The sequence below is a fragment of the Enterobacter sp. E20 genome (assembly GCF_000801755.2).
Classification (GTDB): Bacteria; Pseudomonadota; Gammaproteobacteria; order Enterobacterales; family Enterobacteriaceae; genus Enterobacter; species Enterobacter asburiae_B.
In genome coordinates, this window is the sequence record NZ_CP012999.1 from 4,095,567 (window position 1) to 4,116,542 (window position 20,976).

At 56.2% G+C, this 20,976-nt stretch carries 23 protein-coding genes, 1 tRNA gene and 1 pseudogene; 12 read left to right on the plus strand and 13 right to left on the minus strand.

All coding sequences use genetic code 11. The features are described 5' to 3' along the window. The first annotated feature begins 32 nt into the window (after nucleotides 1–32). Genes NI40_RS19030 through ureG form a run of 8 tightly spaced genes read left to right on the plus strand, consistent with a single transcriptional unit; the run spans nucleotide 33 to nucleotide 5,518 of the window. Nucleotides 33–860: an urease accessory protein UreD gene (locus NI40_RS19030; protein ID WP_039263015.1), complete on the plus strand. Its 828-nt coding sequence runs from the start codon at nucleotides 33–35 to the stop codon at nucleotides 858–860. A gap of 10 nt (nucleotides 861–870) precedes the next feature. Then, nucleotides 871–1,173, plus strand: coding sequence for an urease subunit gamma (locus NI40_RS19035; RefSeq protein ID WP_006811999.1), 303 nt, complete (start codon nucleotides 871–873; stop codon nucleotides 1,171–1,173). Nucleotides 1,174–1,183: 10 nt separating this feature from the next. Continuing rightward, nucleotides 1,184–1,498: an urease subunit beta gene (locus tag NI40_RS19040; RefSeq protein WP_029740682.1), complete on the plus strand. Its 315-nt coding sequence runs from the start codon at nucleotides 1,184–1,186 to the stop codon at nucleotides 1,496–1,498. Next, nucleotides 1,491–3,194: an urease subunit alpha gene (gene ureC / locus NI40_RS19045; RefSeq protein WP_039263016.1), complete on the plus strand. Its 1,704-nt coding sequence runs from the start codon at nucleotides 1,491–1,493 to the stop codon at nucleotides 3,192–3,194. Before NI40_RS19040 ends, ureC begins: the two co-directional genes overlap by 8 nt. A 9-nt stretch (nucleotides 3,195–3,203) precedes the next feature. Continuing rightward, entirely contained in the window at nucleotides 3,204–3,668 is a 465-nt protein-coding gene (gene ureE / locus NI40_RS19050) for an urease accessory protein UreE (protein WP_039263017.1), read from the plus strand. Nucleotides 3,669–3,677: 9 nt separating this feature from the next. Further along, complete coding sequence (locus NI40_RS19055; RefSeq protein WP_029741751.1) at nucleotides 3,678–4,217, plus strand: HupE/UreJ family protein; 540 nt, start codon at nucleotides 3,678–3,680, stop codon at nucleotides 4,215–4,217. Then, complete coding sequence (locus NI40_RS19060) at nucleotides 4,217–4,891, plus strand: urease accessory protein UreF (RefSeq protein WP_039263018.1); 675 nt, start codon at nucleotides 4,217–4,219, stop codon at nucleotides 4,889–4,891. Before NI40_RS19055 ends, NI40_RS19060 begins: the two co-directional genes overlap by 1 nt. Before the next feature lie 9 nt (nucleotides 4,892–4,900). After that, entirely contained in the window at nucleotides 4,901–5,518 is a 618-nt protein-coding gene (gene ureG, locus NI40_RS19065; RefSeq protein ID WP_014071813.1) for an urease accessory protein UreG, read from the plus strand. A 44-nt stretch (nucleotides 5,519–5,562) separates the two neighbouring features. Here the strand turns inward: ureG and tsaD are convergent, their stop codons facing one another. Next, nucleotides 5,563–6,576, minus strand: a complete 1,014-nt coding sequence (gene tsaD / locus NI40_RS19070) for a tRNA (adenosine(37)-N6)-threonylcarbamoyltransferase complex transferase subunit TsaD (RefSeq protein WP_029741753.1) — start codon at nucleotides 6,574–6,576, stop codon at nucleotides 5,563–5,565. Nucleotides 6,577–6,812: 236 nt separating this feature from the next. Between tsaD and rpsU the strand changes: the two genes are divergently transcribed. The 3 genes from rpsU to rpoD all read left to right on the plus strand — a co-directional run bounded on the left by rpsU (nucleotide 6,813) and on the right by rpoD (nucleotide 10,890). Further along, complete coding sequence (rpsU, locus tag NI40_RS19075) at nucleotides 6,813–7,028, plus strand: 30S ribosomal protein S21 (RefSeq protein ID WP_001144069.1); 216 nt, start codon at nucleotides 6,813–6,815, stop codon at nucleotides 7,026–7,028. A gap of 115 nt (nucleotides 7,029–7,143) precedes the next feature. Further along, nucleotides 7,144–8,889: a DNA primase gene (gene dnaG, locus NI40_RS19080; protein ID WP_023333458.1), complete on the plus strand. Its 1,746-nt coding sequence runs from the start codon at nucleotides 7,144–7,146 to the stop codon at nucleotides 8,887–8,889. Between the two features lie 153 nt (nucleotides 8,890–9,042). Beyond that, on the plus strand, nucleotides 9,043–10,890 hold the full coding sequence (gene rpoD, locus NI40_RS19085; protein ID WP_023309228.1) for an RNA polymerase sigma factor RpoD: 1,848 nt from the start codon (nucleotides 9,043–9,045) through the stop codon (nucleotides 10,888–10,890). Nucleotides 10,891–10,996: 106 nt separating this feature from the next. On the opposite strand, the gene mug is transcribed toward rpoD, so the two are convergent. Beyond that, nucleotides 10,997–11,503 (minus strand): G/U mismatch-specific DNA glycosylase, encoded by a 507-nt coding sequence (gene mug, locus NI40_RS19090; protein WP_029741755.1) that lies wholly within the window; start codon nucleotides 11,501–11,503, stop codon nucleotides 10,997–10,999. Nucleotides 11,504–11,628: 125 nt separating this feature from the next. Between mug and NI40_RS19095 the strand changes: the two genes are divergently transcribed. Beyond that, a tRNA-Ile gene (locus NI40_RS19095) sits at nucleotides 11,629–11,704 on the plus strand. A gap of 1,292 nt (nucleotides 11,705–12,996) precedes the next feature. Here NI40_RS19095 and NI40_RS19105 read toward each other — a convergent pair. The 11 genes and pseudogenes from NI40_RS19105 to NI40_RS19150 all read right to left on the minus strand — a co-directional run. Further along, nucleotides 12,997–13,269 (minus strand): hypothetical protein, encoded by a 273-nt coding sequence (locus NI40_RS19105; RefSeq protein WP_039263020.1) that lies wholly within the window; start codon nucleotides 13,267–13,269, stop codon nucleotides 12,997–12,999. After that, nucleotides 13,253–13,801, minus strand: a complete 549-nt coding sequence (locus NI40_RS19110; RefSeq protein WP_039263021.1) for a DUF2778 domain-containing protein — start codon at nucleotides 13,799–13,801, stop codon at nucleotides 13,253–13,255. Before NI40_RS19110 ends, NI40_RS19105 begins: the two co-directional genes overlap by 17 nt. Then, entirely contained in the window at nucleotides 13,801–14,292 is a 492-nt protein-coding gene (locus tag NI40_RS19115) for an Hcp family type VI secretion system effector (RefSeq protein WP_039263022.1), read from the minus strand. Before NI40_RS19115 ends, NI40_RS19110 begins: the two co-directional genes overlap by 1 nt. A 583-nt stretch (nucleotides 14,293–14,875) precedes the next feature. After that, nucleotides 14,876–15,076, minus strand: a complete 201-nt coding sequence (locus NI40_RS23350; RefSeq protein WP_029741756.1) for an ogr/Delta-like zinc finger family protein — start codon at nucleotides 15,074–15,076, stop codon at nucleotides 14,876–14,878. A gap of 67 nt (nucleotides 15,077–15,143) precedes the next feature. Next, nucleotides 15,144–16,298, minus strand: coding sequence for a phage late control D family protein (locus tag NI40_RS19120; RefSeq protein ID WP_039262246.1), 1,155 nt, complete (start codon nucleotides 16,296–16,298; stop codon nucleotides 15,144–15,146). Next, entirely contained in the window at nucleotides 16,295–16,759 is a 465-nt protein-coding gene (locus NI40_RS19125) for a phage tail protein (RefSeq protein WP_023309232.1), read from the minus strand. The genes NI40_RS19120 and NI40_RS19125 overlap by 4 nt, the downstream gene beginning before the upstream one ends. Nucleotides 16,760–16,770: 11 nt before the next feature. Continuing rightward, nucleotides 16,771–19,050: a phage tail tape measure protein gene (locus NI40_RS19130; protein WP_039262247.1), complete on the minus strand. Its 2,280-nt coding sequence runs from the start codon at nucleotides 19,048–19,050 to the stop codon at nucleotides 16,771–16,773. Then, entirely contained in the window at nucleotides 19,043–19,162 is a 120-nt protein-coding gene (locus NI40_RS19135; protein WP_023616176.1) for a GpE family phage tail protein, read from the minus strand. Before NI40_RS19135 ends, NI40_RS19130 begins: the two co-directional genes overlap by 8 nt. 32 nt (nucleotides 19,163–19,194) lie before the next feature. Then, the gene (locus NI40_RS19140) at nucleotides 19,195–19,503 is read right to left on the minus strand and encodes a phage tail assembly protein (RefSeq protein ID WP_033146681.1); all 309 of its coding nucleotides are present in this window, start codon (nucleotides 19,501–19,503) and stop codon (nucleotides 19,195–19,197) included. A 56-nt stretch (nucleotides 19,504–19,559) separates the two neighbouring features. After that, the gene (locus tag NI40_RS19145) at nucleotides 19,560–20,078 is read right to left on the minus strand and encodes a phage major tail tube protein (RefSeq protein ID WP_023309235.1); all 519 of its coding nucleotides are present in this window, start codon (nucleotides 20,076–20,078) and stop codon (nucleotides 19,560–19,562) included. A gap of 11 nt (nucleotides 20,079–20,089) precedes the next feature. Continuing rightward, nucleotides 20,090–20,944 (minus strand): annotated as a pseudogene (locus NI40_RS19150) (phage tail sheath subtilisin-like domain-containing protein); the annotation flags it as partial. Nucleotides 20,945–20,976: the final 32 nt, after the last annotated feature.

The window sequence follows — 20,976 nt, forward strand, 5'->3', positions numbered from 1 at the left end:
ACGTATCCCGATGGTGTGGAAATGGATGCAGCATGTTAGCAGCTCAGGTCACTGATAATACGTATAAAGGCTGGCAGGCGTCGCTTGCCCTGCAGTTTTGTCACACCCCTGAGAAAACCCTCCTGTACTCCGCCCACCACGTCGGGCCGCTCACCGTTCAACGTCCGTTTTACCCCGAAGGCGAAACCTGCCACCTTTACCTGCTGCACCCGCCCGGCGGAATTGTGGGCGGCGATACGCTGGACATTTCCGTTCGGCTGGACGCCAAAAGCCACGCGCTCATCACCATGCCCGGGGCGAGCAAGTTCTATCGCAGCAGCGGCCCGCAGGCGCGTCTGAACCAGCATTTTTACCTCGATGAAGATTCCACGCTGGAGTGGCTCCCGCAGGACACCATTATCTTCCCCGGCGCGAATGCCGCGCTGCGCTCCGTCTTCCACCTGAAGGCCTCCAGCACGCTGCTGGCGTGGGAGCTGTACTGCCTGGGGCGTCCGGTGATCGGTGAGACCTTTAGCCACGGCACGCTGGAAAGCCGCCTTGAAATCTGGGTTGAAAACGAACCGCGCCTGATCGAGCGTCAGCATCTTAGCGACGGCGATCTCACGCCCGTCGCCGGACGTCCGTGGCTCGGCACGCTGCTGTTCTATCCGGCCAAAGAAGAACATCTCGACGCGGTGCGCGAACGGCTCGCGCCGCTGGAAAATTATGCAGGTGCAACGCTCGCTGACGATCTGCTGTCGGTGCGTTTTCTCTCCGACGACAACCTGATTTGCCAGCGGGTGATGCGCGACATCTGGCAGTCGCTTCGCCCGCTTCTCACCACCAAAACCGCCTGTTCGCCGCGTATCTGGCAGACATAAGAGAAACGTTATGGAACTGACTCCCAGAGAAAAAGACAAGCTGTTGCTGTTCACCGCCGCGCTGGTTGCCGAACGCCGCCTCGCGCGCGGGGTAAAGCTCAATTACCCGGAATCGGTCGCGCTGATCAGCGCCTTCATTATGGAGGGCGCGCGCGATGGCGAAACCGTCGCCTCGCTGATGGAAGCGGGCCGCCACGTCCTGAGGCGCGACCAGGTCATGGAGGGCGTCCCGGAGATGATCCCGGATATTCAGGTCGAAGCCACCTTCCCGGACGGATCGAAGCTCGTCACCGTCCACAACCCGATCGTCTAAGGAGCGCGCGATGATCCCAGGTGAATACCAGATCCAGCCCGGAACGATTGCCCTCAACGTCGGGCGTGAAACCCAACGCGTGGTTGTCGAAAATCACGGCGACAGGCCGATCCAGGTCGGATCGCACTACCACTTTTACGAGGTCAACCCGGCGCTGAAGTTCGATCGGGAAGCCACCAAAGGCTTCCGGCTGAACATCCCGGCGGGCACCGCCGTGCGCTTCGAGCCCGGCCAGAAGCGGGAAGTGACGCTGGTTCAGATCACCGGTGCGCAGCGCATTTTCGGCTTTCGCGGTGAGGTAATGGGCGAGGTGAAACATGGCTGACATTTCGCGCCGGGCGTATGCCGATATGTTCGGCCCCACCACCGGAGATAAAGTGCGGCTTGCCGACAGCGAGCTGTGGATCGAAGTGGAAGACGATCTCACGGTCTACGGCGAAGAGGTCAAATTCGGCGGCGGAAAGGTGATTCGCGACGGCATGGGCCAGGGGCAGATGACCGCTGAGGGCTGCGTGGATCTGGTTCTCACCAATGCGCTGATCGTCGATCACTGGGGGATCGTAAAAGCCGATATCGGCGTCAAGGACGGACGGATCTTCGCCGTCGGCAAAGCCGGGAACCCGGACATTCAGCCCGGCGTGACGATCCCCATTGGCGCGGCAACGGAAGTGATTGCCGCCGAGGGGAAGATCGTTACCGCCGGCGGGATCGACACCCACATCCACTGGATCTGCCCGCAGCAGGCGGAAGAGGCGCTGGTTTCCGGCGTCACCACCATGATCGGCGGCGGCACCGGACCGGCGGCGGGCACCAACGCCACCACCTGCACGCCGGGGCCATGGTATATCGCCCGCATGCTGCAGGCTGCCGATACGCTGCCGGTGAATATTGGCCTACTCGGCAAGGGTAACGGCTCCAGCCCGGACGCCCTGCGCGAGCAGATTGCCGCGGGCGCCATCGGGCTGAAGATCCACGAAGACTGGGGCGCGACGCCCGCGGCAATTAACTGCTCGCTGGAGGTGGCTGACGAGATGGATATTCAGGTGGCGCTGCACAGCGACACGCTGAACGAGTCCGGGTTTGTCGAAGACACGCTGGCGGCCATCGCCGGACGCACCATCCACACTTTCCACACCGAAGGCGCGGGCGGCGGCCACGCGCCGGATATCATCACCGCCTGCGCGCATCCGAATATTCTGCCCTCTTCCACCAACCCGACCTTGCCCTACACGGTGAACACCATCGACGAGCATCTCGACATGCTGATGGTTTGCCATCACCTCGATCCGGATATCGCCGAGGACGTGGCGTTTGCGGAATCCCGCATTCGTCGTGAAACCATCGCCGCCGAAGACGTGCTGCACGATATCGGCGCGTTCTCGCTCACGTCGTCTGATTCTCAGGCCATGGGCCGCGTCGGGGAAGTGATCATCCGCACCTGGCAGGTGGCGCACAGCATGAAGGTCCAGCGCGGCGCGCTGCCGGAAGAGACCGGCGATAACGACAACTTCCGCGTGAAGCGCTATGTCGCCAAATACACCATTAACCCGGCGCTCACCCACGGCATCGCCGATGAAGTCGGTTCGATTGAGGCGGGCAAGCTGGCGGATCTGGTGGTCTGGTCCCCGGCGTTCTTCGGCGTCAAACCCGCCACCATCGTCAAGGGCGGGATGATCGCCTGCGCGCCGATGGGCGATATCAACGCCTCAATCCCTACGCCGCAGCCGGTGCATTACCGCCCGATGTTTGGCGCGCTGGGCGCCGCGCGCCACGCTACCCGACTGACGTTTATCTCGCAGGCCGCCAGTACGAACGGCATTCCGCAGCAGCTCAACCTGCAGAGCGCCACCGCGGTGGTGAAAGGCTGCCGAACGGTGAAAAAGGCGGACATGATCCACAACGGCCTGCAGCCGAATATCACCGTGGACTCGCAAACCTACGAGGTGCGCGTCGACGGTGAACTGATAACCAGCGAACCGGCTGACGTTCTGCCGATGGCGCAACGCTATTTCCTGTTTTGAGGAGTGATGATGATCTATTTAACCCAACGCCTGGACCACGCGCATCCGATTACCGCCAGCGTCACGCTGCCGATTGACGTGCGGGTGAAAAGCCGCGCCCGCGTAGCGCTGAACGACGGACGCGAAGCCGGGCTGATGCTGCCGCGCGGCCTGCTGCTGCGCGGGGGCGACCTGCTGACGACCGACGACGGCAGCGAGGTCATCGAAGTGATCGCCGCCCCGGAGTCGGTTTCCGTGGTGCGCTGCGCCGATCCGTTCCTGCTCGCCCGCGCCTGCTACCACCTGGGCAACCGCCACGTGCCGCTGCAAATCATGCCCGGCGAGCTGCGCTATCACCACGACCACGTTCTCGACGATATGCTGCGCCAGTTCGGTCTGGACGTGACCTACGCCAGCCTGCCGTTTGAACCGGAAGCGGGCGCTTACGCCAGCGATGCCCACAGCCACAGCCATTCTCACGCTCATTCACATTAAGGATCCATCATGCGCAAGTATTTACCGCTGTTACTGCTGGCTTTTTCCGTTCCCGCGCTCGCGCATCCCGGCCACGGCACCGACAGCTTTCAGGCCGGTTTTCTCCACCCGCTGACCGGGCTCGATCATCTGCTGATGCTCACCGGTGCGGGCGTGCTCTCGGCGCTGAGCGGCCGCAAACTCCTGCTGCCGTTTGCCACCCTCGGGATGATGCTTGTCGGCGCCATTGCGGGCAGCCTGCTCGGCGGCTTCAGCGGCATGGAGATGCTGATTATCGCCTCGCTGGCGGTATCCGGCGTGATGATGTTTAAAACTGAAAACCGTCTGCTGCTGGCGGTACCTGCCCTGGCGATGTTCCACGGCTGGGCGCACGGCGTGGAGATGTCCGGCCACAGCTTCTGGCTCTTCACCAGCGGCTTTATGCTCGCCAGCGCCACGGTGCTGTGCGCCAGCTTTGCTGCGGGGCTGCTGCTGCGCCGTCACGACGGCCTGCGTAAAACCTTCGGCGGCGGGCTGATTGTCTCCGCCCTGCTGGCGCTGATGAGCTGATGGAACACGCCCGCCAGAGGCTACGCCTGATGCAGCTCTCAAGCAGCAGCCTGCCGGTCGGGTCGTTTACCTGGTCGCAGGGGCTGGAGTGGGCCGTTGAGGCAGGCTGGGTCACCGACGCCGACGCGTTCAAACGCTGGCAAATCCAGCAGATGGAGCAGAGCTTTTTCTGCGTCGATCTGCCGCTGTTTATCCGTCTTTATCAGGCCTGCGAGCAACGCTCTCTTACAAATGCAAAACGCTGGACGGCATACCTTCTCGCCTGCCGGGAAACGCGCGAGCTGCGCGAAGAGGAGCGCAACCGTGGAGCGGCGTTTACGCGGCTGATTAAGAGCTGGGAACCTGACTGTCCGCCCGAATGGCTGCCGCTGTTTATGCAAAGCCAGCTCTGCGGTATGGCCTGGCTCGGCGTGCGCTGGGGCATTAGCGCGCACGAGCTGGCGCTCAGCCTCGGCTACAGCTGGATGGAGAGCGCGGTGATGGCGGGCGTCAAGCTGGTGCCGTTTGGGCAACAGGCCGCGCAGCAGCTGATTATCGAACTGGGCGACCATTACGCCGCCGGGCTTGAACAGGCATTTTTGCGCAGCGACGACGCGCTGGGGGCAGCAACGCCGCTGTCCGCCATCGCCTCCGCGCGCCACGAAACCCAATATTCACGACTATTCCGTTCCTGAGGAGTCAACATGGCTGATTACAAACATCCCCTGCGCGTAGGCGTGGGCGGCCCGGTAGGATCGGGCAAAACCGCGCTGCTGGAAGCGCTCTGCAAGGCGATGCGCGACACGTATCACCTGGCGGTGGTCACGAACGATATCTACACCAAAGAGGATCAGCGCATCCTCACCGAGGCGGGCGCGCTGGAGCCGGAGCGCATCGTGGGCGTAGAGACGGGCGGCTGCCCGCATACCGCCATTCGTGAAGATGCGTCGATGAACCTGGCGGCGGTGGAGGCGTTAAGCGAGAAGTTCGGCAATCTGGATCTGATCTTCGTGGAAAGCGGCGGAGACAACCTGAGCGCGACGTTCAGCCCGGAGCTGGCGGATCTGACCATCTACGTGATCGACGTGGCCGAAGGGGAAAAAATCCCGCGCAAGGGCGGGCCGGGGATCACCAAATCCGATTTTCTGGTGATCAACAAAACCGACCTCGCGCCGTATGTCGGTGCGTCGCTGGAGGTGATGGAGCGCGACACCAACCGCATGCGCGGCGAGCGCCCGTGGACCTTTACCAACCTGAAAGCGGGTGACGGTCTGGCGACGATTATTGCGTTTCTGGAAGAGAAAGGGATGTTGCGGGTGTAGGGCCATAATCCCCTCTCCCTGTGGGAGAGGGTTAGGGTGAGGGATTACGCCTCCGGCAGTTCCGCCAGCGGCCAGCGCGGACGCACGGACACGCTCAGGTCGGACGTTGCGCCCGCGTTCAGGCGCACCATTCCGGCGTAAGCGATCATCGCGCCGTTGTCGGTGCAGAATTCCGGACGGGCATAGAACACTTCCCCGCGACGCTTTTGCATCATCTCGGCGAGCTTCGCGCGCAGCGTGCGGTTGGCGCTGACGCCGCCCGCCATCACCAGACGCTTAAAGCCGGTCTGATCCAGCGCGCGCTTGCACTTGATCATCAGCGTGTCCACCACCGCATCTTCGAACGCGCGGGCGATATCGGCGCGGGTCTGCTCGCTGTCATCGTTATTGCGAATCGTATTCGCCGCGAAGGTTTTCAGCCCGGAGAAGCTGAAATCCAGCCCTGGACGGTCGGTCATCGGACGCGGGAAGACAAAGCGCCCTTCCGTTCCCTGCGACGCCATTTTCGACAGCATCGGGCCGCCCGGATAATCCAGACCCAGCAGCTTGGCGGTTTTATCGAACGCTTCACCGGCGGCGTCGTCGATCGACTCGCCCAGCAGCTCGTACTTGCCAATGCCCGTTACGCTAATCAGCTGCGTATGACCGCCGGAGACCAGCAGCGCCACAAACGGGAATTCAGGCGGATTCTCTTCCAGCATCGGTGCCAGAAGATGCCCTTCCATATGGTGAACCGGGATCGCCGGCACATCCCACGCAAACGCCAGCGAACGGCCAACCGTCGCGCCGACCAGCAGCGCGCCGACCAGGCCCGGGCCTGCGGTATAGGCCACAGCGTCGATATCGTTTGAACTCAACCCGGCCTCTTTCAGCGCCGCCTGAATCAGGGGAACCGTTTTACGCACGTGGTCACGAGAGGCCAGTTCAGGTACGACGCCGCCGTAGTCAGCGTGCAATTTCACCTGACTATACAGCTGGTTGGCCAGAAGCCCTTTTTCGTCGTCGTAAATGGCGATGCCGGTTTCATCGCAGGATGTTTCAATACCCAGTACACGCATGACTTGTTTTACCTCGTTTCAATACCGCGCAGTGTAGAGCCTGGGCGGGTTGATGTAAAACTTTGTTCGCCCCAGGAAGAAGGCTCGTGTATACTCCTCACCCTTATTAAAGTCCCTTTCAAAATCGCATCGGTGCTTTACAAAGCAGCAGCATTTGCAGTAAAATTCCGCACCATTTTGAAATAAGCTGGCGTTGATGCCAGCGGCAAACCGAATTTATTAAAGGTGAGAGTTACATGCCGGTAATTAAAGTACGTGAAAACGAGCCGTTCGACGTAGCACTGCGTCGCTTCAAACGTTCATGCGAGAAAGCAGGTGTTCTGGCTGAAGTTCGTCGTCGTGAGTTTTATGAAAAACCAACGACCGAACGTAAGCGCGCTAAAGCTTCCGCTGTGAAACGTCACGCGAAGAAACTGGCTCGCGAAAACGCACGCCGTACTCGTCTGTACTAATTGGTTGAGGGCCTCAGCCCTCAATTGACAGACAGAGTAATAGTCGTAAGGCCGTGCTTCCGGAAGGAATGCGCGGCTTGTTTTCGTTTATGAGTCACTAAAAATAACGGGGCATATGGCCGGAAGAATCCCACGCGTTTTCATCAATGACCTGCTTGCCAGAACCGACATCGTCGATCTCATCGACGCGCGGGTAAAGCTAAAAAAGCAGGGCAAGAACTACCATGCGTGCTGTCCGTTCCATAACGAAAAAACCCCCTCCTTCACCGTAAACGGTGAAAAGCAGTTCTACCATTGCTTCGGCTGTGGCGCACACGGTAATGCCGTCGATTTTTTGATGAACTACGACAAGCTCGAGTTCGTTGAAACCGTCGAAGAGCTGGCGGCGATGCATAACCTTGAAGTGCCGTATGAAGCAGGCAGTGGGCCAAGTCAGATCGAGCGCCATCAACGGCAAACGCTGTATCAACTGATGGATGGCCTGAATTCGTTTTACCAACAGTCTCTTAAGCACTCTGCGGCTGAGCCTGCGCGTCAGTATCTGAACAAGCGCGGACTGAGCGACGATGTCATTGCGCGTTTCGCTATTGGTTACGCCCCGCCCGGCTGGGACAACGTGTTAAAGCGTTTTGGCGGCAATAGCGAAGATCGTAAGTCTCTCATCGATGCAGGCATGCTGGTCACCAACGACCAGGGACGAAGCTACGACCGCTTCCGCGAACGGGTGATGTTCCCGATCCGCGACAAGCGTGGCCGGGTAATTGGTTTTGGTGGTCGCGTGCTGGGTGATGCCCTGCCGAAATACCTTAACTCCCCGGAAACCGATATTTTCCATAAGGGCCGCCAGCTGTACGGTCTTTATGAGGCGCAGCAGAATAATGCGGAACCTCCGCGTCTTCTGGTCGTCGAAGGCTATATGGACGTCGTGGCACTGGCGCAGTACGACATCAACTACGCGGTTGCGTCGTTAGGGACGTCCACCACCGCCGATCATATTCAACTGCTGTTCAGGGTGACCAATAACGTCATCTGCTGTTACGACGGTGACCGCGCAGGGCGCGACGCCGCCTGGCGCGCGCTGGAAACCGCGCTACCCTATATGACCGACGGGCGTCAGCTACGCTTTATGTTTCTGCCCGACGGTGAAGACCCGGATACGCTGGTGCGTAAAGAGGGCAAAGCGGCGTTTGAAGCGCGGATGGAGCAGGCTCAGCCGCTCTCCACGTTTTTGTTTAACAGCCTGATGCCGCAGGTCGATTTGAGTACCCCTGACGGGCGCGCGCAGCTCAGTACGCTGGCGCTGCCGTTAATCAGCCAGGTGCCCGGCGAAACGCTTCGCATCTATCTGCGTCAGGAGTTAGGCAACAAGCTCGGCATTCTGGATGACAGCCAGCTTGAACGTTTAATGCCAAAACAGGCTGAAAACGGTGCGGTTCGCCCCGCGCCTCAGCTAAAACGCACAACCATGCGTATACTGATAGGGTTGCTGGTCCAAAACCCCGAGCTTGCGCCGCAGGTGCCGTCGCTGGCGGGTTTAAACCACGAAAAATTGCCCGGACTTGGCTTATTTTCAGAACTGGTCAACACGTGTTTGTCTCAGCCAGGTCTGACCACCGGACAACTTTTAGAGCATTATCGCGGCACAAAAGAGGCCGCTACCCTTGAAAAATTGTCGATGTGGGACGATATAGCAGATAAGGACATTGCAGAAAAAACGTTCACCGACTCACTCAACCATATGTTTGATTCGATGCTTGAGCTGCGCCAGGAAGAGTTGATTGCTCGCGAGCGCACACACGGTTTAAGCAGCGAAGAACGCCGGGAGCTCTGGATGATTAACCAGGAACTGGCGAAGAAATAAAAAATTTAACGGCTTAAGTGCCGAATATCGATCGGGAAGCCCCCGGCAGCCGCACTGAGAGGCAGCGGCAAAAATATAAGTACGCCCTCGCTTTAAAGGTTGGCAGCCCCATCGCCGACACCAATCAAACGAATTAAGTGTGGATACCGTCTTATGGAGCAAAACCCGCAGTCACAGCTGAAACTTCTTGTCCAACGTGGTAAGGAGCAAGGCTATCTGACCTATGCCGAGGTCAATGACCATCTGCCGGAAGATATCGTCGATTCAGATCAAATCGAAGATATCATCCAAATGATCAATGACATGGGCATTCAGGTGATGGAAGAAGCACCGGATGCCGATGATCTGTTGCTGGCTGAAACCTCCAACAACACTGACGAAGATGCGGAAGAAGCTGCTGCACAGGTACTGTCCAGCGTGGAATCTGAAATCGGGCGTACCACTGACCCGGTCCGCATGTACATGCGCGAAATGGGTACCGTTGAACTGTTGACCCGCGAAGGCGAAATTGACATCGCAAAACGCATCGAAGACGGGATCAACCAGGTTCAGTGCTCTGTTGCCGAGTACCCGGAAGCGATCACCTATCTGCTGGAGCAGTACGATCGCGTTGAAGCGGAAGAAGCGCGCCTGTCTGACCTGATCACCGGTTTTGTCGACCCGAACGCTGAAGAAGATATGGCGCCTACCGCCACTCACGTCGGTTCTGAACTGTCTCAGGAAGAGATGGATGATGACGAAGACGAAGATGAGGAAGAGAGCGACGACGACACCGCGGACGATGACAACAGCATCGACCCGGAGCTGGCGCGTGAGAAGTTTGCCGAGCTGCGTACCCAGTACGAAGTGACGCGTGACACCATCAAAGCGAAAGGCCGCAGCCATGCCGCCGCTCAGGAAGAGATCCTGAAGCTGTCTGAAGTATTCAAACAGTTCCGCCTGGTGCCAAAACAGTTCGACTACCTGGTGAACAGCATGCGCGTAATGATGGATCGCGTACGTACCCAGGAACGCATCATCATGAAGCTGTGCGTTGAGCAGTGCAAAATGCCGAAGAAGAACTTCATCACCCTCTTCACCGGCAACGAAACCAGCGAAACCTGGTTCAACGCGGCTATCGCAATGAACAAGCCGTGGTCTGAAAAACTGCACGACGTGAAGGACGATGTACATCGCGGCCTGCAGAAACTGCATCAGATTGAAGAAGAGACCGGCCTGACCATCGAGCAGGTTAAAGACATCAACCGTCGTATGTCCATCGGTGAAGCGAAAGCCCGCCGTGCGAAGAAAGAGATGGTTGAAGCGAACTTGCGTCTGGTTATCTCTATCGCCAAGAAATACACCAACCGTGGTCTGCAGTTCCTGGATCTGATTCAGGAAGGCAACATCGGTCTGATGAAAGCGGTAGATAAGTTTGAATACCGTCGTGGTTACAAGTTCTCCACCTACGCAACATGGTGGATCCGTCAGGCTATCACCCGCTCTATCGCGGATCAGGCGCGCACCATCCGTATCCCGGTGCATATGATTGAGACCATCAACAAGCTCAACCGTATCTCTCGCCAGATGCTGCAGGAGATGGGCCGCGAGCCGACGCCGGAAGAGCTGGCCGAGCGCATGCTGATGCCGGAAGACAAGATCCGTAAAGTGCTGAAGATCGCCAAAGAGCCAATCTCCATGGAAACACCAATCGGTGATGATGAAGATTCGCATCTGGGTGATTTCATCGAGGATACCACCCTCGAGCTGCCGCTGGACTCTGCCACCACCGAGAGCCTGCGCGCTGCGACGCACGACGTTCTGGCTGGCCTGACCGCCCGTGAAGCAAAAGTCCTGCGTATGCGTTTCGGTATTGATATGAACACCGACCACACGCTGGAAGAAGTGGGTAAACAGTTCGACGTTACCCGTGAACGTATCCGTCAGATCGAAGCGAAGGCGCTGCGTAAGCTGCGTCATCCAAGCCGCTCTGAAGTACTGCGTAGCTTCCTGGACGACTAATCGGTCCTGACAGTGAAAAAGCTCCCTTCGGGGAGCTTTTTTTGTTTATTCCCTCTCCCTGTGGGAAAGAGTAAGGGTGAGGGTGAGGGCATCAGGCCTCAAAGGATTACAGCCCCCGCACCATCAGCGCCTCATCCAGCTCGCGATACGCTTCCACCAGCTTATCCAGCGTCGCCCTGTTGAGCCCGCTCGGGTTCGGCAGCACCCACACCTGCGTAACGCCAATCATGATGCTCTGCTTGCCCCACTGCGTTCCACGCTGGCTAAACGCCTGCTCGTAGGCCTGCTTGCCGAGGATCGCCAGCGCGGCGGGCTGATAATCCTCTATCTTCTTGATCAGCTCCCGCCCGCCGCTGCGCAGCTCATGCAGGTTGACCTCGCTCGCCTGTACCGTAGGCCGCTCGACCAGCATGGTAATTCCACAGCGCGTGTCCAGCAGATGCTGCTCCTCTTCGGGCTTGAGTAGCCTGTCGGTAAACCCGGCCTGGTAGATCACCTTCCAGAAGCGATTACCCGGATGGGCAAAGTGAAAACCGGTGTGCGCCGAGGACTTGCCCGGGTTGATTCCGCAGAACACCACCCGCAGGCCTGGGGCCAGAATATCGTTGATCATCTTTACTCCCGCTCGATACATCGTCTGGGAAGTATAAAGGATTGATTATGCGTTGTTTATAAAAACAGCAGGCAGGTGTGAATGGCTGGATTGCTGCGGGGAGTTACTTTATAATTCACCGCCACGGCCCCTTAGCTCAGTGGTTAGAGCAGGCGACTCATAATCGCTTGGTCGCTGGTTCAAGTCCAGCAGGGGCCACCATATACAGCAAGGGCTGACGAGATATCGTTGGCCCTTTTGCTTTTTTTGGGGATATGCCGGGGATATTCCGCAAAGGGAAGTATGGTTCACTATCGTGACTACGTGCCGTTAAAAAGCTAAACGTTCTAACCAAACTTAACGAAGGGATAAAGCATGAGCCCACGGCGCCCAATACCTCAGAAATTATACTTTCAGTCTATTGAAAGGCAGCAGGAACGTGAAAGATACAATGAATTTCTAACCTCTCGGGGCTATGAAAATAGCCCTGATAGCGCTCACCTGTACACAATGAGCAGGGGCTATACCGGCATGAAAGCAAGGGACACTATAATCATGCTGGTGGGTGAACTGCCTTACATGTATGACTAATAAAGTTGATGGCCCTTTTTATCAAATCACCCCATTTTTTTATTTTCGCGGGTGTAAAAATATGATGAAGAGGGCCGTTCCGCAAAACAAAGGGCTCAGGGATTGATCCTCCCCCTCCTATCGATGGGTATGCAGCAAGATAAACGATACAGAAAAGCTAAATATACAGATGTTTATTTAGCTTTTCTGTTACGAGTCTAATGCTGGTGGTAATCCAATAGCGTTGTTTCAGATGACAGTATGGAGACTCGTCAGGAATGTTTATAAAGCGTAAACGATCTGTCCAGCCAGAGAACAAAGGTAGCATTACGCTTGTAACCCACCATACGTGCCTTACTGCAAAATCGAAATGCAAAAAGTTCTACGTCTTCGGTTACATGGGCAGGAATAGCTGCTTTGATTGAGCTACGGGAGATTTTTTTCGTATCCGAGCTTATGCCGGTCCTGCTGGCGGATATCCGCCCATGAAAGTTGACTCAACCAGAAAAGCTTATCAGTTAACGCTGCCTTTTCCTTTTGCTCATAGCAATCAACGCAAAAACCGTTTTTGAAGATAACGAAACGAAAATTCATGAGGTTTAACGTAAGTAAACAAGCCTGGCAGGCATGCCAGCTGCACTATCGCCCTGCAAGCAGGGTGGAGCACAGTGTGCTGGTAATTTCCGAAATGTTTAAATGTAAGCTGTGCAGTTCGCAGCTCCCCGAATGCGAATAGGCTTTTTACGACGCAATTAACAAATAAAAAAACCATTTACAGATATCAGAATTGAAGCGAAAAACCGGAAACTGCTAATTACGTACTTTTAACGGAGTACTTAACTGCGAATTCGCAAAATTAACTCCCCAAAAAAAGCCCCTACGCGGGGCGTTTGTTAGTTGCTGGTGGTGGGCCTGCTGCAACCCGTCAGAACTGCACAACTGTTTTATGAATTGCGCACTAATAAGACAAGCTTTTCCCCGCTAAAAACGATCACAGCGGCTACCAGCGCATTAAACATGATGTACATCGTGAAATAGTTATCCTCAACACGGTCTGGGTAAGGTTCCAGTTGCTCTGTCGGGATGTAATTCATGAGATTCGTGACGGCATATTTCAGGCTGTCGGCCAGCGGGTCGAATACCCCTGAGAGCATCAGCGCAAACGTGATAGTCAGAAACATCAGCAGGCGTAACGACCACTTAGCGGGGCGTGACATCGCAACTCCCTGAGGCATTACCAATAACCGTAATATCACCATAAGCCCAGAGTTTATCCCCCTGCAGAATCCGGTGCCGGTGAGCCTTCAACAGAGCAGCACGTACCATGTAAAAATCACGCGAAAGAAAGAAGGTGATGCAGCCCTCACTGATGCCAGAACCATCTGGACGCGGTGGATGCAGGCGGAAATGACCTCGTTGATAGTGATGTGAACTGTCAACGTCAAAGGTCATGTAGTCATCCACTACACCGTCTTTGCGGAACAGGGCAAACCAGTCGTAGTAGTTATTTCCGGTAAACGCGTGTTTGAACCATGTCTGGCTGTGAGAAAATAATCCACCTGACGGACGATCTACAATCCAGTAACTCCCTGGAGGGACGGTGGCATTTGTCATGTACGAACATTCAGGTTTGTTGGCGAGATCGCCCAGCCCGGAAAACACCGGAAATGAACCTACCCCGCCCACATCCAAACGGGCTACGCGCCCCTCATCGTAAAGATGGTTAAAATCAACCCGGCAACTGTTCATCAGGCCACCACTCGCTGGTTCCATGAGTCTGTGTAAGAAATATTCCCGTCGAGATATAGCCAGGTAATGCTTTCATACGCCAGCGACACGGATTCAGTAGGGTTATTCATTTGACCGCCAGTGTTTTTAAAATTGTGCATCACTGGCGTGACAGCCACCACTTTGACGTTTTTCAAAATAACGTGCATGAATTCTTCCTCTACGCCTGCGTCATTAATCCGATACCATTTAATGATTGCTTGCTGGAGTGTCTCGCCCTGACAGACGGCACGATTCAGGTAAGGTGTGGCCTTATCGAACTCTTTGGTAAAACTTAACTGGTCATGCACACGCGTCCCCGTAAGTTTTCCAAAAGTATTATCGTAAGGGATATGCACGCCGTGGTTAAAGCTCTGCATTTCAATAGCACCTTCACGCAGCAGAACATTGCTACTCCCTTGAATCAGGGTTCCAGTAGAGTTATAAAGCCAAATATATGCAGGAACAGCCATTTTGTTAATTCCATTTAGTTGAGAAATTAACCAAACCTTACAGCCACTATTTTTATCAAAATGTAATTTTTTATAACGATTGAAACCCCAATAAAATATTTATATAAATAAAAACAGCTAATAAATATGCTGAATATTTTAAAGTTGAAAAGGGTTGAGTTTTTTAAAGTCAGACTTTCGACTTTTTTACGCGATCTTATTCAACCTGGTCAGAAAATTGTGCTTTCGCCTGCTTCATTGCTTACAGACATTCGACAGCATGCTGGCGCTCTTCTGAGGTGATTTCGCCGCACGGCTTACTCTTCAGAGCGTAATGCACCACACAGTGGCTGCCGGCGGCGACTGCTTTTATTTTTTCTCTGCTGTCTGGTGGTTTCCGGTTTCACCTGGATATCACGCCATTTATCGCCGGGGCTGAGAGCAGCCCTCAGGATGAGCCTGATTAATTTTTCTGTTCACAGATTAATTCCCCTGGTGAAAATTCTTTCAGCAGGGGCCACCAAATTTTAGTTTTAGAATCATATGATTAAGCCACTCAATTGAGTGGCTTTTTTATTGATTTTTTGAGCCGGCAACGCAGCCGCTAACCGTGGTTTAGCGAAGCCGTTCGGACACGCTCAGAGGCGCCCGGGGTCGCGATCAGGCGCTCCACGGACTCCATCGTCACGAACGTACAGCTGCAGTCTACATTGGTGCACTGGTGATAGCGCTCTTTGGTATTTTCACTTAGATAGCGACTGGTACGCGCATGCGCAGAGTGCTTGCACTTAGGACAATGAAACATGTACCCCTCCACTTGATTCACATTTTGTGAATCAATAATACCCAAAATAAAACCAATAGCAACTACATTACTCACTATCAACAGTAAATTTTTCGTCGCTGACGTTCAGCTCAAGCTTAAGCTGCGTGGTAAATCCGCTATCGTTGAGGGTATGCACCACCTCGCTGATGATCCACGCCTGCTCGTCGATGACGCGTTTAAAACCGTTTACCAGTACCGGCGTTTCGGGGAACAGATCGGCGCGTCCCAGGGCAAGCTGGATGGAAAACTCTACGGTTCCCCGCTGAAGCGCGCGCCACTTAGCCTCTGCGGCCCTGAGCGCCTGCTCTTCAGAGGCATAAACCGTGGTGAGCTCAAATACGTTCTCCGCCGATCCCACCAGCCTCTCTTGCGGTTTCTGCTCCTTGCCTGCTGCTCCCGCTACCGGTGCGGCGGCATCCGGGTGCTGCAGTGCTTCTGTCTGCTGCCCTCCGGACTGACGATTAATACTCAATTGAGGATTTTGTTGTTTGGGGTCACGCGTTTGCAGCCATTTGGCCGTTACGCCGGAATAATTTTCACGGTCAGTTATGGAAAAAAGGTGCTTATCGCCATCCCCACGTTCAATCATCATTAAGGAAAGCGGAGTGCCGCTGGCCGTCACGGCCTGGCCCGCTTTCATAAAGATAATCTTCCCGGCTTTGATTGAAACAAATGCTCCATTACGTTCAGCAAGGCGGGAGAGGAAGGCCGCGTCTTTCTCCTGAGACTGGTCAATATGAGAGATGGCGATGGATGCAAGCCCTGACGCGACGCTGGCGGTCAACTGGTTACGCTGAGCGATGGTATCGACTATCGCGCCAATCGTCGTGTCATGCCACGACTGTTCGCGCCGCACGTTTAGCTTTCCACGAAAATCTGCGCTGAATCCCTGGATGGTCAGCGTGTCCGGCGCGCCCCGGAAATGAATCGCATCAATCGTAAAGTCCCCTTTCTCCTCGAGCGGGGTTCCCTCCCATCCCAGCCATAAGGACAGCCTTGCCCCCCGGGCAGGCAAGTCCAGCAGCCCGTCGGAATCATCCAGCAGAATATCCAGCTGATCGGCTTCCAGCCCCCGTTTGTCGGTCATGGTCAGGCTGATAAGACGATGGCTGAAATTTTGCGTGATATCACGATCGTCAAGCTTAAGCATAAAATCAGGGGCGATTTTTCCACCCGCCCGGATATTCATTTCGGTGATCATCCCACCAGCCCTCCAATGCTATTCCGTGCGCTTTCCACCAGCTCTGAGGCCTGCGTTCGCAGGTCGCCAAACGTCGTCATCAGCGATTCGTCCACGCGTTTTAGCGACAGGGTAAACTCAATTTTTCGGGCGGTACCGTCACTGTAAAAATCCGAATGCGTGTGCGTGACTTTCTCAATGACAAACATGCCGTGAATGATGCCGGTACCGTCTATCAACGGCCATGCCCGCCCCTCATTTGCCATCAGCTCAACCGCCTTGAGGGAAAGCCGCCCTCCCGTGAGTTCCGGGTAAAGTAAGCCGGAGAGGCTAAAGGATGTCTCACCTTCGCCAAGGTACTGCCAGGCTTTGGGTTTCCCGATGCGAGCGCTGGATGCCCAGCGGTAGTCTTTTGTGAATATCATTGACTGATACGGTAAGGTTCGTCGTTCAAAGACAAACAGACCCAGCACCATTAACATTTTTTCTCTCCTCAACCATACATAAAGCTGGATTGCTGCCGTCTCGCTTTATCCTGTTCAATGCTATCTATCGTCTCCCGGATTTGACGCGTCAGATCCGTTCCGGAGGCCGTGCTCCCCTGCAGCGTGATGTTATATTCGCTTTTACTCTGATCGACGTAAGAGCGTCCTCCAGTAGCGATGGTCGGCTGATACCCCAGGCTGCCGCCAGAAATCCCCGCGCCCGGAATATAAGCGCTGCCCGCCGGTGAGGATGCCGCTTCTGCTTTTGCCGCAGCGGCGTCGAGATCGCCCGACTCGTTTTTGATAAGACCGAGCTTCTCCAGCAGCCAGCTGGCCTTGCCGCTCAGGCTATTAAAGAGATCAAGCGGCGCCATTAACGCATCGCCCAGCGCCTGACCAAAAATCACGCCAGCGTTTTTACAGCCATCCAGCGTTTCCTGCGTTGCCTTGATCGGCGTAATCAAGTCGGTGAACCATTGCCAGATACCACCCAGCTTCTCCGAGATAGCGTCAAATACTGCCATCACCGGTGAGAACAGCGCCCCCAGCGGTGCGAAAGCCGTCGAAAGCCCTTCCATCACCCCGCCAAAGAAGGCGCTGATGGGCTCCCAGTATTTAAAAATCAGTAAAGCACCGGCAGCAATCGCCGCGCCAAGGGCAATCACCGGCCAGCTAAGCGCGCCCAGCACCGTCATGATGGCGCCTCCCACCACGCTGAATACCGTTCCCAACATCCCGGCCGCGGTAATCACCATATTGACTCCCGTCAGAACCGGGCCGATAACCGTGCCTACGCCACCCAGTACGCCAGCAAACGCCTGTGCGCCGACAACGATGCTGGCGAGGGTCTGCGTCAGCTCAGGGTTGGCATTCACCCAAAGGGAGGCCGTGCCAAGCCAGCCGGTTGCGGTTGTTATCAGGTTGCGCAGAGTGCCATCCGCTTGATCAAATACATCAATCTTCAACCCGTTCCACGCGGCCTGGAATCGGTTGATATCGCCGTCAAGATTATCGGTCTGCACGGAAGCCGCGAGCGCGGTACTGCCCTTTGCCCCCTGCAACTGCTGGCGTTTTTCATCAAGCGATCCATCACCCGCAGCGGAAGCCAGCGCCCCCGCGGCTTTTATGGCATCCGGAGTCTGAACATGGCGCAACATCGCGCTGAGCGCATCCCCGGCGGCGGCACCTTTCATTCCTTTTTCTGCCAGAACGCCCAGCAGCGCGGTGGTCTCTTCAAGCCCCATACCAGATACATCCGCAGCGGGCGCAGCAGAGGTGACGGCCGCTACCATTTCAGCGAGGCTGGTATTCGAAGAGGTGAAACCGCGCGTAAGCACATCTGCGATGCGTCCCGCATCCGTATCGGCCAGGCTGTACGCGGCCTGCGTGCTGGCGATCATATCGGCCGCTTTAGCCGCGTCGACATTCCCCGCCAGGCTGAGGTTGACCGTTGGCGCGGTGGCCGCAAGCAGCCCATCGGCGTCATACCCTGAACGAGCCAGTTCGGTTTGTGCCTGGAGGACCGTATCTGCAGGTACTCCGGTCCTGGCGCTGACCTCCCGCGCCTGCTGGCGAATCGCCTCAAGCCGTGAATCCCCCTTCGCCAGACCAAGGTTTGCCTGAATGGCCGACATCTGCTTTTCAAAGCTGATGCCAGGCGCCATAAACCGGGACGTCTGGTCAAAGCCCGCTTTTGCCATGCCCACGCCCGCATTCGCAAGCTGACGCACCCGCGCGGTAACGCGTTTGCCTGACTCGTACCGATTCTGAACGGTACTCAGCCGCTCCTGCTGCTGATTGACGCGGGCAAGCGCATCCCGCTGCCGGTTAAGCTGCTGCGTTTTTTCGCTGATGTGAGTTCGTAAACGACGCTCATCCGACGAGAGCGTGCGCGTGTTGACTCCCGCCTGAGCGAGTTCAGCGCGCTGACGCTGTACCGAGTAGCGTAAGCTGTTGTACTCATGCTTAAGGTCGGCCGCCGATTTTCGGGCTGCAGTCAGCGCATCAGCCTGTGCCTGGGTGGGGTTTTGCGTGTTTTTAAACTGCACCGCCAGCGCCGCTGCCTGCTGTTTCGCCTGAGCAAGCGACTGCTCCGTCGTGGCGAGCCGGGCATTTGCTTTTCTGAAGCCGTTAATGCGCCCCGCCTGCTCATCGAGCGCCCCCAGCGCCGTCTGCGCATCGCGGATATCGCTCGCGAGAGTGAGGCTGGCGTTCTGGAGAGCGTTAAGCGGTCGGGTTGCCCGGTCGACTGCCTTAAGCAGCTCCTGAAGACTGACATTATTACTCATGGTGGTTTCCGCTTCGCTGCAGCGCTTTTTCGCGCCATAAGAGGAGTTCGGTCACGCTAAGGGAGTACAGTTCTGACGGCGGCCAGTGAAAAATCACCGCGATATCCGCCATCAGATCGTCGACCGACACATTTTCGGGAAATTTCAGCGAGCCGAAGCCGGTGACAAAAAACCGATCACCTTACCTGCAAAAGAGAGCAGATCGCAGGCATCCAGGCGCGCAACCTCATGCTCGGTCAGCGCCGGCGAGGTCATTCGCGGCAGCACCTTAATCAGCGCATCCACGTCAGATTGCGCCAGCGACGCCAGCGATACGCCGCGCAGGGTCCCCGCATTGGGTTTTGCGACGGTCACCTTTTCGATTTTTTGCTCGCCGCGCTGAACGGGGCTATCAAGCGTGACGATGTGTGGGTTTTCACTTTCGTTCATGGCGGTCTCGTTGATATGTTCCATTTCGTTACTCTTCAGAAAGTTAACTCACCGGCCGGTCATCCCGGCCGGTTAAAGGGTTACAGGCCGATGGCCTTACGGTGTTCTGCCAGGCGATCGACGCCGTCGACTTTGAGCACCATGTTGATGATGTCGATTTCGATGATCTCTTTGCCATCAATGGTCAGCTGGTAGTAAGCGCACTCGGTGGACATCTTGGTGGTGCCGCTCTCGCCCTGCTTGTTTTCACCGCCATCAAACTCTTTATGACGGCCGCGCATGACGATTTCGACGGCGGAGATTTCGCCGGTATCATCGCGCTGATAAGAGCCGGTAAAGCGCAGCGGCACGCTGTCCGCGCCCGGAGAGGCATACTGCGCCCACAGCGCGGCGTCCGGCAGGCCGCCAACGGTCCACTCCAGCGCCAGGGCATCATCGTCCAGGCCAAGGTCGACAGAGACCGAGCCCGGCATACCGCCGCCGCGATACTTCTCCAGCTTGCGGGTCAGCTTCGGTAAGGTGACAGACTCAACAACGCCCATATAGCTCAGGCCATCATTGAACATATTCAGGTACTTAAGTTTGCGTGGTAACGCCATGCTTCAGCTCCTTAGCTGTTAACCGAATCTGACAGGTCTGCCAGATAGGTATCGGTGATGCGCTGGCGCAGGGTCAGATTTTCCAGCGGCGGGACGGGGGTGTAGTCGTAATCGATATACAGTTTCCCCGCTTTCAGGGTGGATGCATCGTTCGACTCAGGGTCATACCAGCAGGAGCCGTCGACGATATAGCCGTTGGTTTTCAGCTCGCGGAACTTGGCGTTAATACCGGAAACGATGTCGCGGATAAGCGTTGGCGTGATGGGTTTATCCATCGCCCACGCGTGCGCTTCCGCCATGGTATCGGCCAGCACCTGTGCGGTACGGGTGTAGTTTTCAAAGACGAATAACGGATCGTCTGAGCAGGTACGGTTACCCCAGAATTTAAAGCCGTCGTTGCGAATCAGCGTGGTGACGCCAGCCTGGTTAAGCAGGTTCGCATCGGTAGCCTGTTCCTGCAGATCCCAGGAGACAGAGGCGCTTACGCCAGTAACGCCGTTGACGCCAACGTTTGACAGGGTTTTATGCCAGCCCATGGTCTGGTCGATTTTGGCGCGCAGGCCAAGCGCGCGGGCGGTCGCCCAGGCCGTCGTCGTTGCGTTCGTGGTGGTATCCCATGCCAGAAAATCAGGATGGATAACCATCAGCTCGCGCTGGCTGAAGTTTTTGCGATAATTAATCGCTTCAGAAATGGTTTTACATCCCCATGCGCTGACATAGCCGAACGCGCGCAGGCTCTGGCACATGGCGGCCAGTGCGGTCGCCACTTCCTGAGAATCCAGCCCCGGCACGCCGAGAATACGTGGCTTGACGCCGGTTACCGTTTTCGCCGTGAGAAGCGCCTTCAGGCCGGTATATTTAATGAGATGGTCACTCCCTCCTTCCCGGTACTATGCTG

Excerpts from the sequence above, each read along its gene's own strand:
- ureG (WP_014071813.1), top strand. The coding sequence starts at position 4,901 with ATGGCTGATTACAAACATCCCCTGCGCGTAGGCGTGGGCGGCCCGGTA.
- NI40_RS19135 (WP_023616176.1), bottom strand. The coding sequence starts at position 19,162 with ATGGCGGATATCGCGGTGATTTTTCACTGGCCGCCGTCAGAACTGTAC.
- NI40_RS19120 (WP_039262246.1), bottom strand. The coding sequence starts at position 16,298 with ATGATCACCGAAATGAATATCCGGGCGGGTGGAAAAATCGCCCCTGAT.
- NI40_RS19140 (WP_033146681.1), bottom strand. The coding sequence starts at position 19,503 with ATGGAACATATCAACGAGACCGCCATGAACGAAAGTGAAAACCCACAC.
- NI40_RS19040 (WP_029740682.1), top strand. The coding sequence starts at position 1,184 with ATGATCCCAGGTGAATACCAGATCCAGCCCGGAACGATTGCCCTCAAC.
- NI40_RS19145 (WP_023309235.1), bottom strand. The coding sequence starts at position 20,078 with ATGGCGTTACCACGCAAACTTAAGTACCTGAATATGTTCAATGATGGC.
- rpsU (WP_001144069.1), top strand. The coding sequence starts at position 6,813 with ATGCCGGTAATTAAAGTACGTGAAAACGAGCCGTTCGACGTAGCACTG.
- NI40_RS19030 (WP_039263015.1), top strand. The coding sequence starts at position 33 with ATGTTAGCAGCTCAGGTCACTGATAATACGTATAAAGGCTGGCAGGCG.
- NI40_RS19125 (WP_023309232.1), bottom strand. The coding sequence starts at position 16,759 with ATGTTAATGGTGCTGGGTCTGTTTGTCTTTGAACGACGAACCTTACCG.
- rpoD (WP_023309228.1), top strand. The coding sequence starts at position 9,043 with ATGGAGCAAAACCCGCAGTCACAGCTGAAACTTCTTGTCCAACGTGGT.
- tsaD (WP_029741753.1), bottom strand. The coding sequence starts at position 6,576 with ATGCGTGTACTGGGTATTGAAACATCCTGCGATGAAACCGGCATCGCC.
- NI40_RS19115 (WP_039263022.1), bottom strand. The coding sequence starts at position 14,292 with ATGGCTGTTCCTGCATATATTTGGCTTTATAACTCTACTGGAACCCTG.
- mug (WP_029741755.1), bottom strand. The coding sequence starts at position 11,503 with ATGATCAACGATATTCTGGCCCCAGGCCTGCGGGTGGTGTTCTGCGGA.
- ureC (WP_039263016.1), top strand. The coding sequence starts at position 1,491 with ATGGCTGACATTTCGCGCCGGGCGTATGCCGATATGTTCGGCCCCACC.
- NI40_RS19130 (WP_039262247.1), bottom strand. The coding sequence starts at position 19,050 with ATGAGTAATAATGTCAGTCTTCAGGAGCTGCTTAAGGCAGTCGACCGG.
- ureE (WP_039263017.1), top strand. The coding sequence starts at position 3,204 with ATGATCTATTTAACCCAACGCCTGGACCACGCGCATCCGATTACCGCC.
- NI40_RS19105 (WP_039263020.1), bottom strand. The coding sequence starts at position 13,269 with ATGTCACGCCCCGCTAAGTGGTCGTTACGCCTGCTGATGTTTCTGACT.
- NI40_RS23350 (WP_029741756.1), bottom strand. The coding sequence starts at position 15,076 with ATGTTTCATTGTCCTAAGTGCAAGCACTCTGCGCATGCGCGTACCAGT.
- dnaG (WP_023333458.1), top strand. The coding sequence starts at position 7,144 with ATGGCCGGAAGAATCCCACGCGTTTTCATCAATGACCTGCTTGCCAGA.
- NI40_RS19110 (WP_039263021.1), bottom strand. The coding sequence starts at position 13,801 with ATGAACAGTTGCCGGGTTGATTTTAACCATCTTTACGATGAGGGGCGC.
- NI40_RS19055 (WP_029741751.1), top strand. The coding sequence starts at position 3,678 with ATGCGCAAGTATTTACCGCTGTTACTGCTGGCTTTTTCCGTTCCCGCG.
- NI40_RS19035 (WP_006811999.1), top strand. The coding sequence starts at position 871 with ATGGAACTGACTCCCAGAGAAAAAGACAAGCTGTTGCTGTTCACCGCC.
- NI40_RS19060 (WP_039263018.1), top strand. The coding sequence starts at position 4,217 with ATGGAACACGCCCGCCAGAGGCTACGCCTGATGCAGCTCTCAAGCAGC.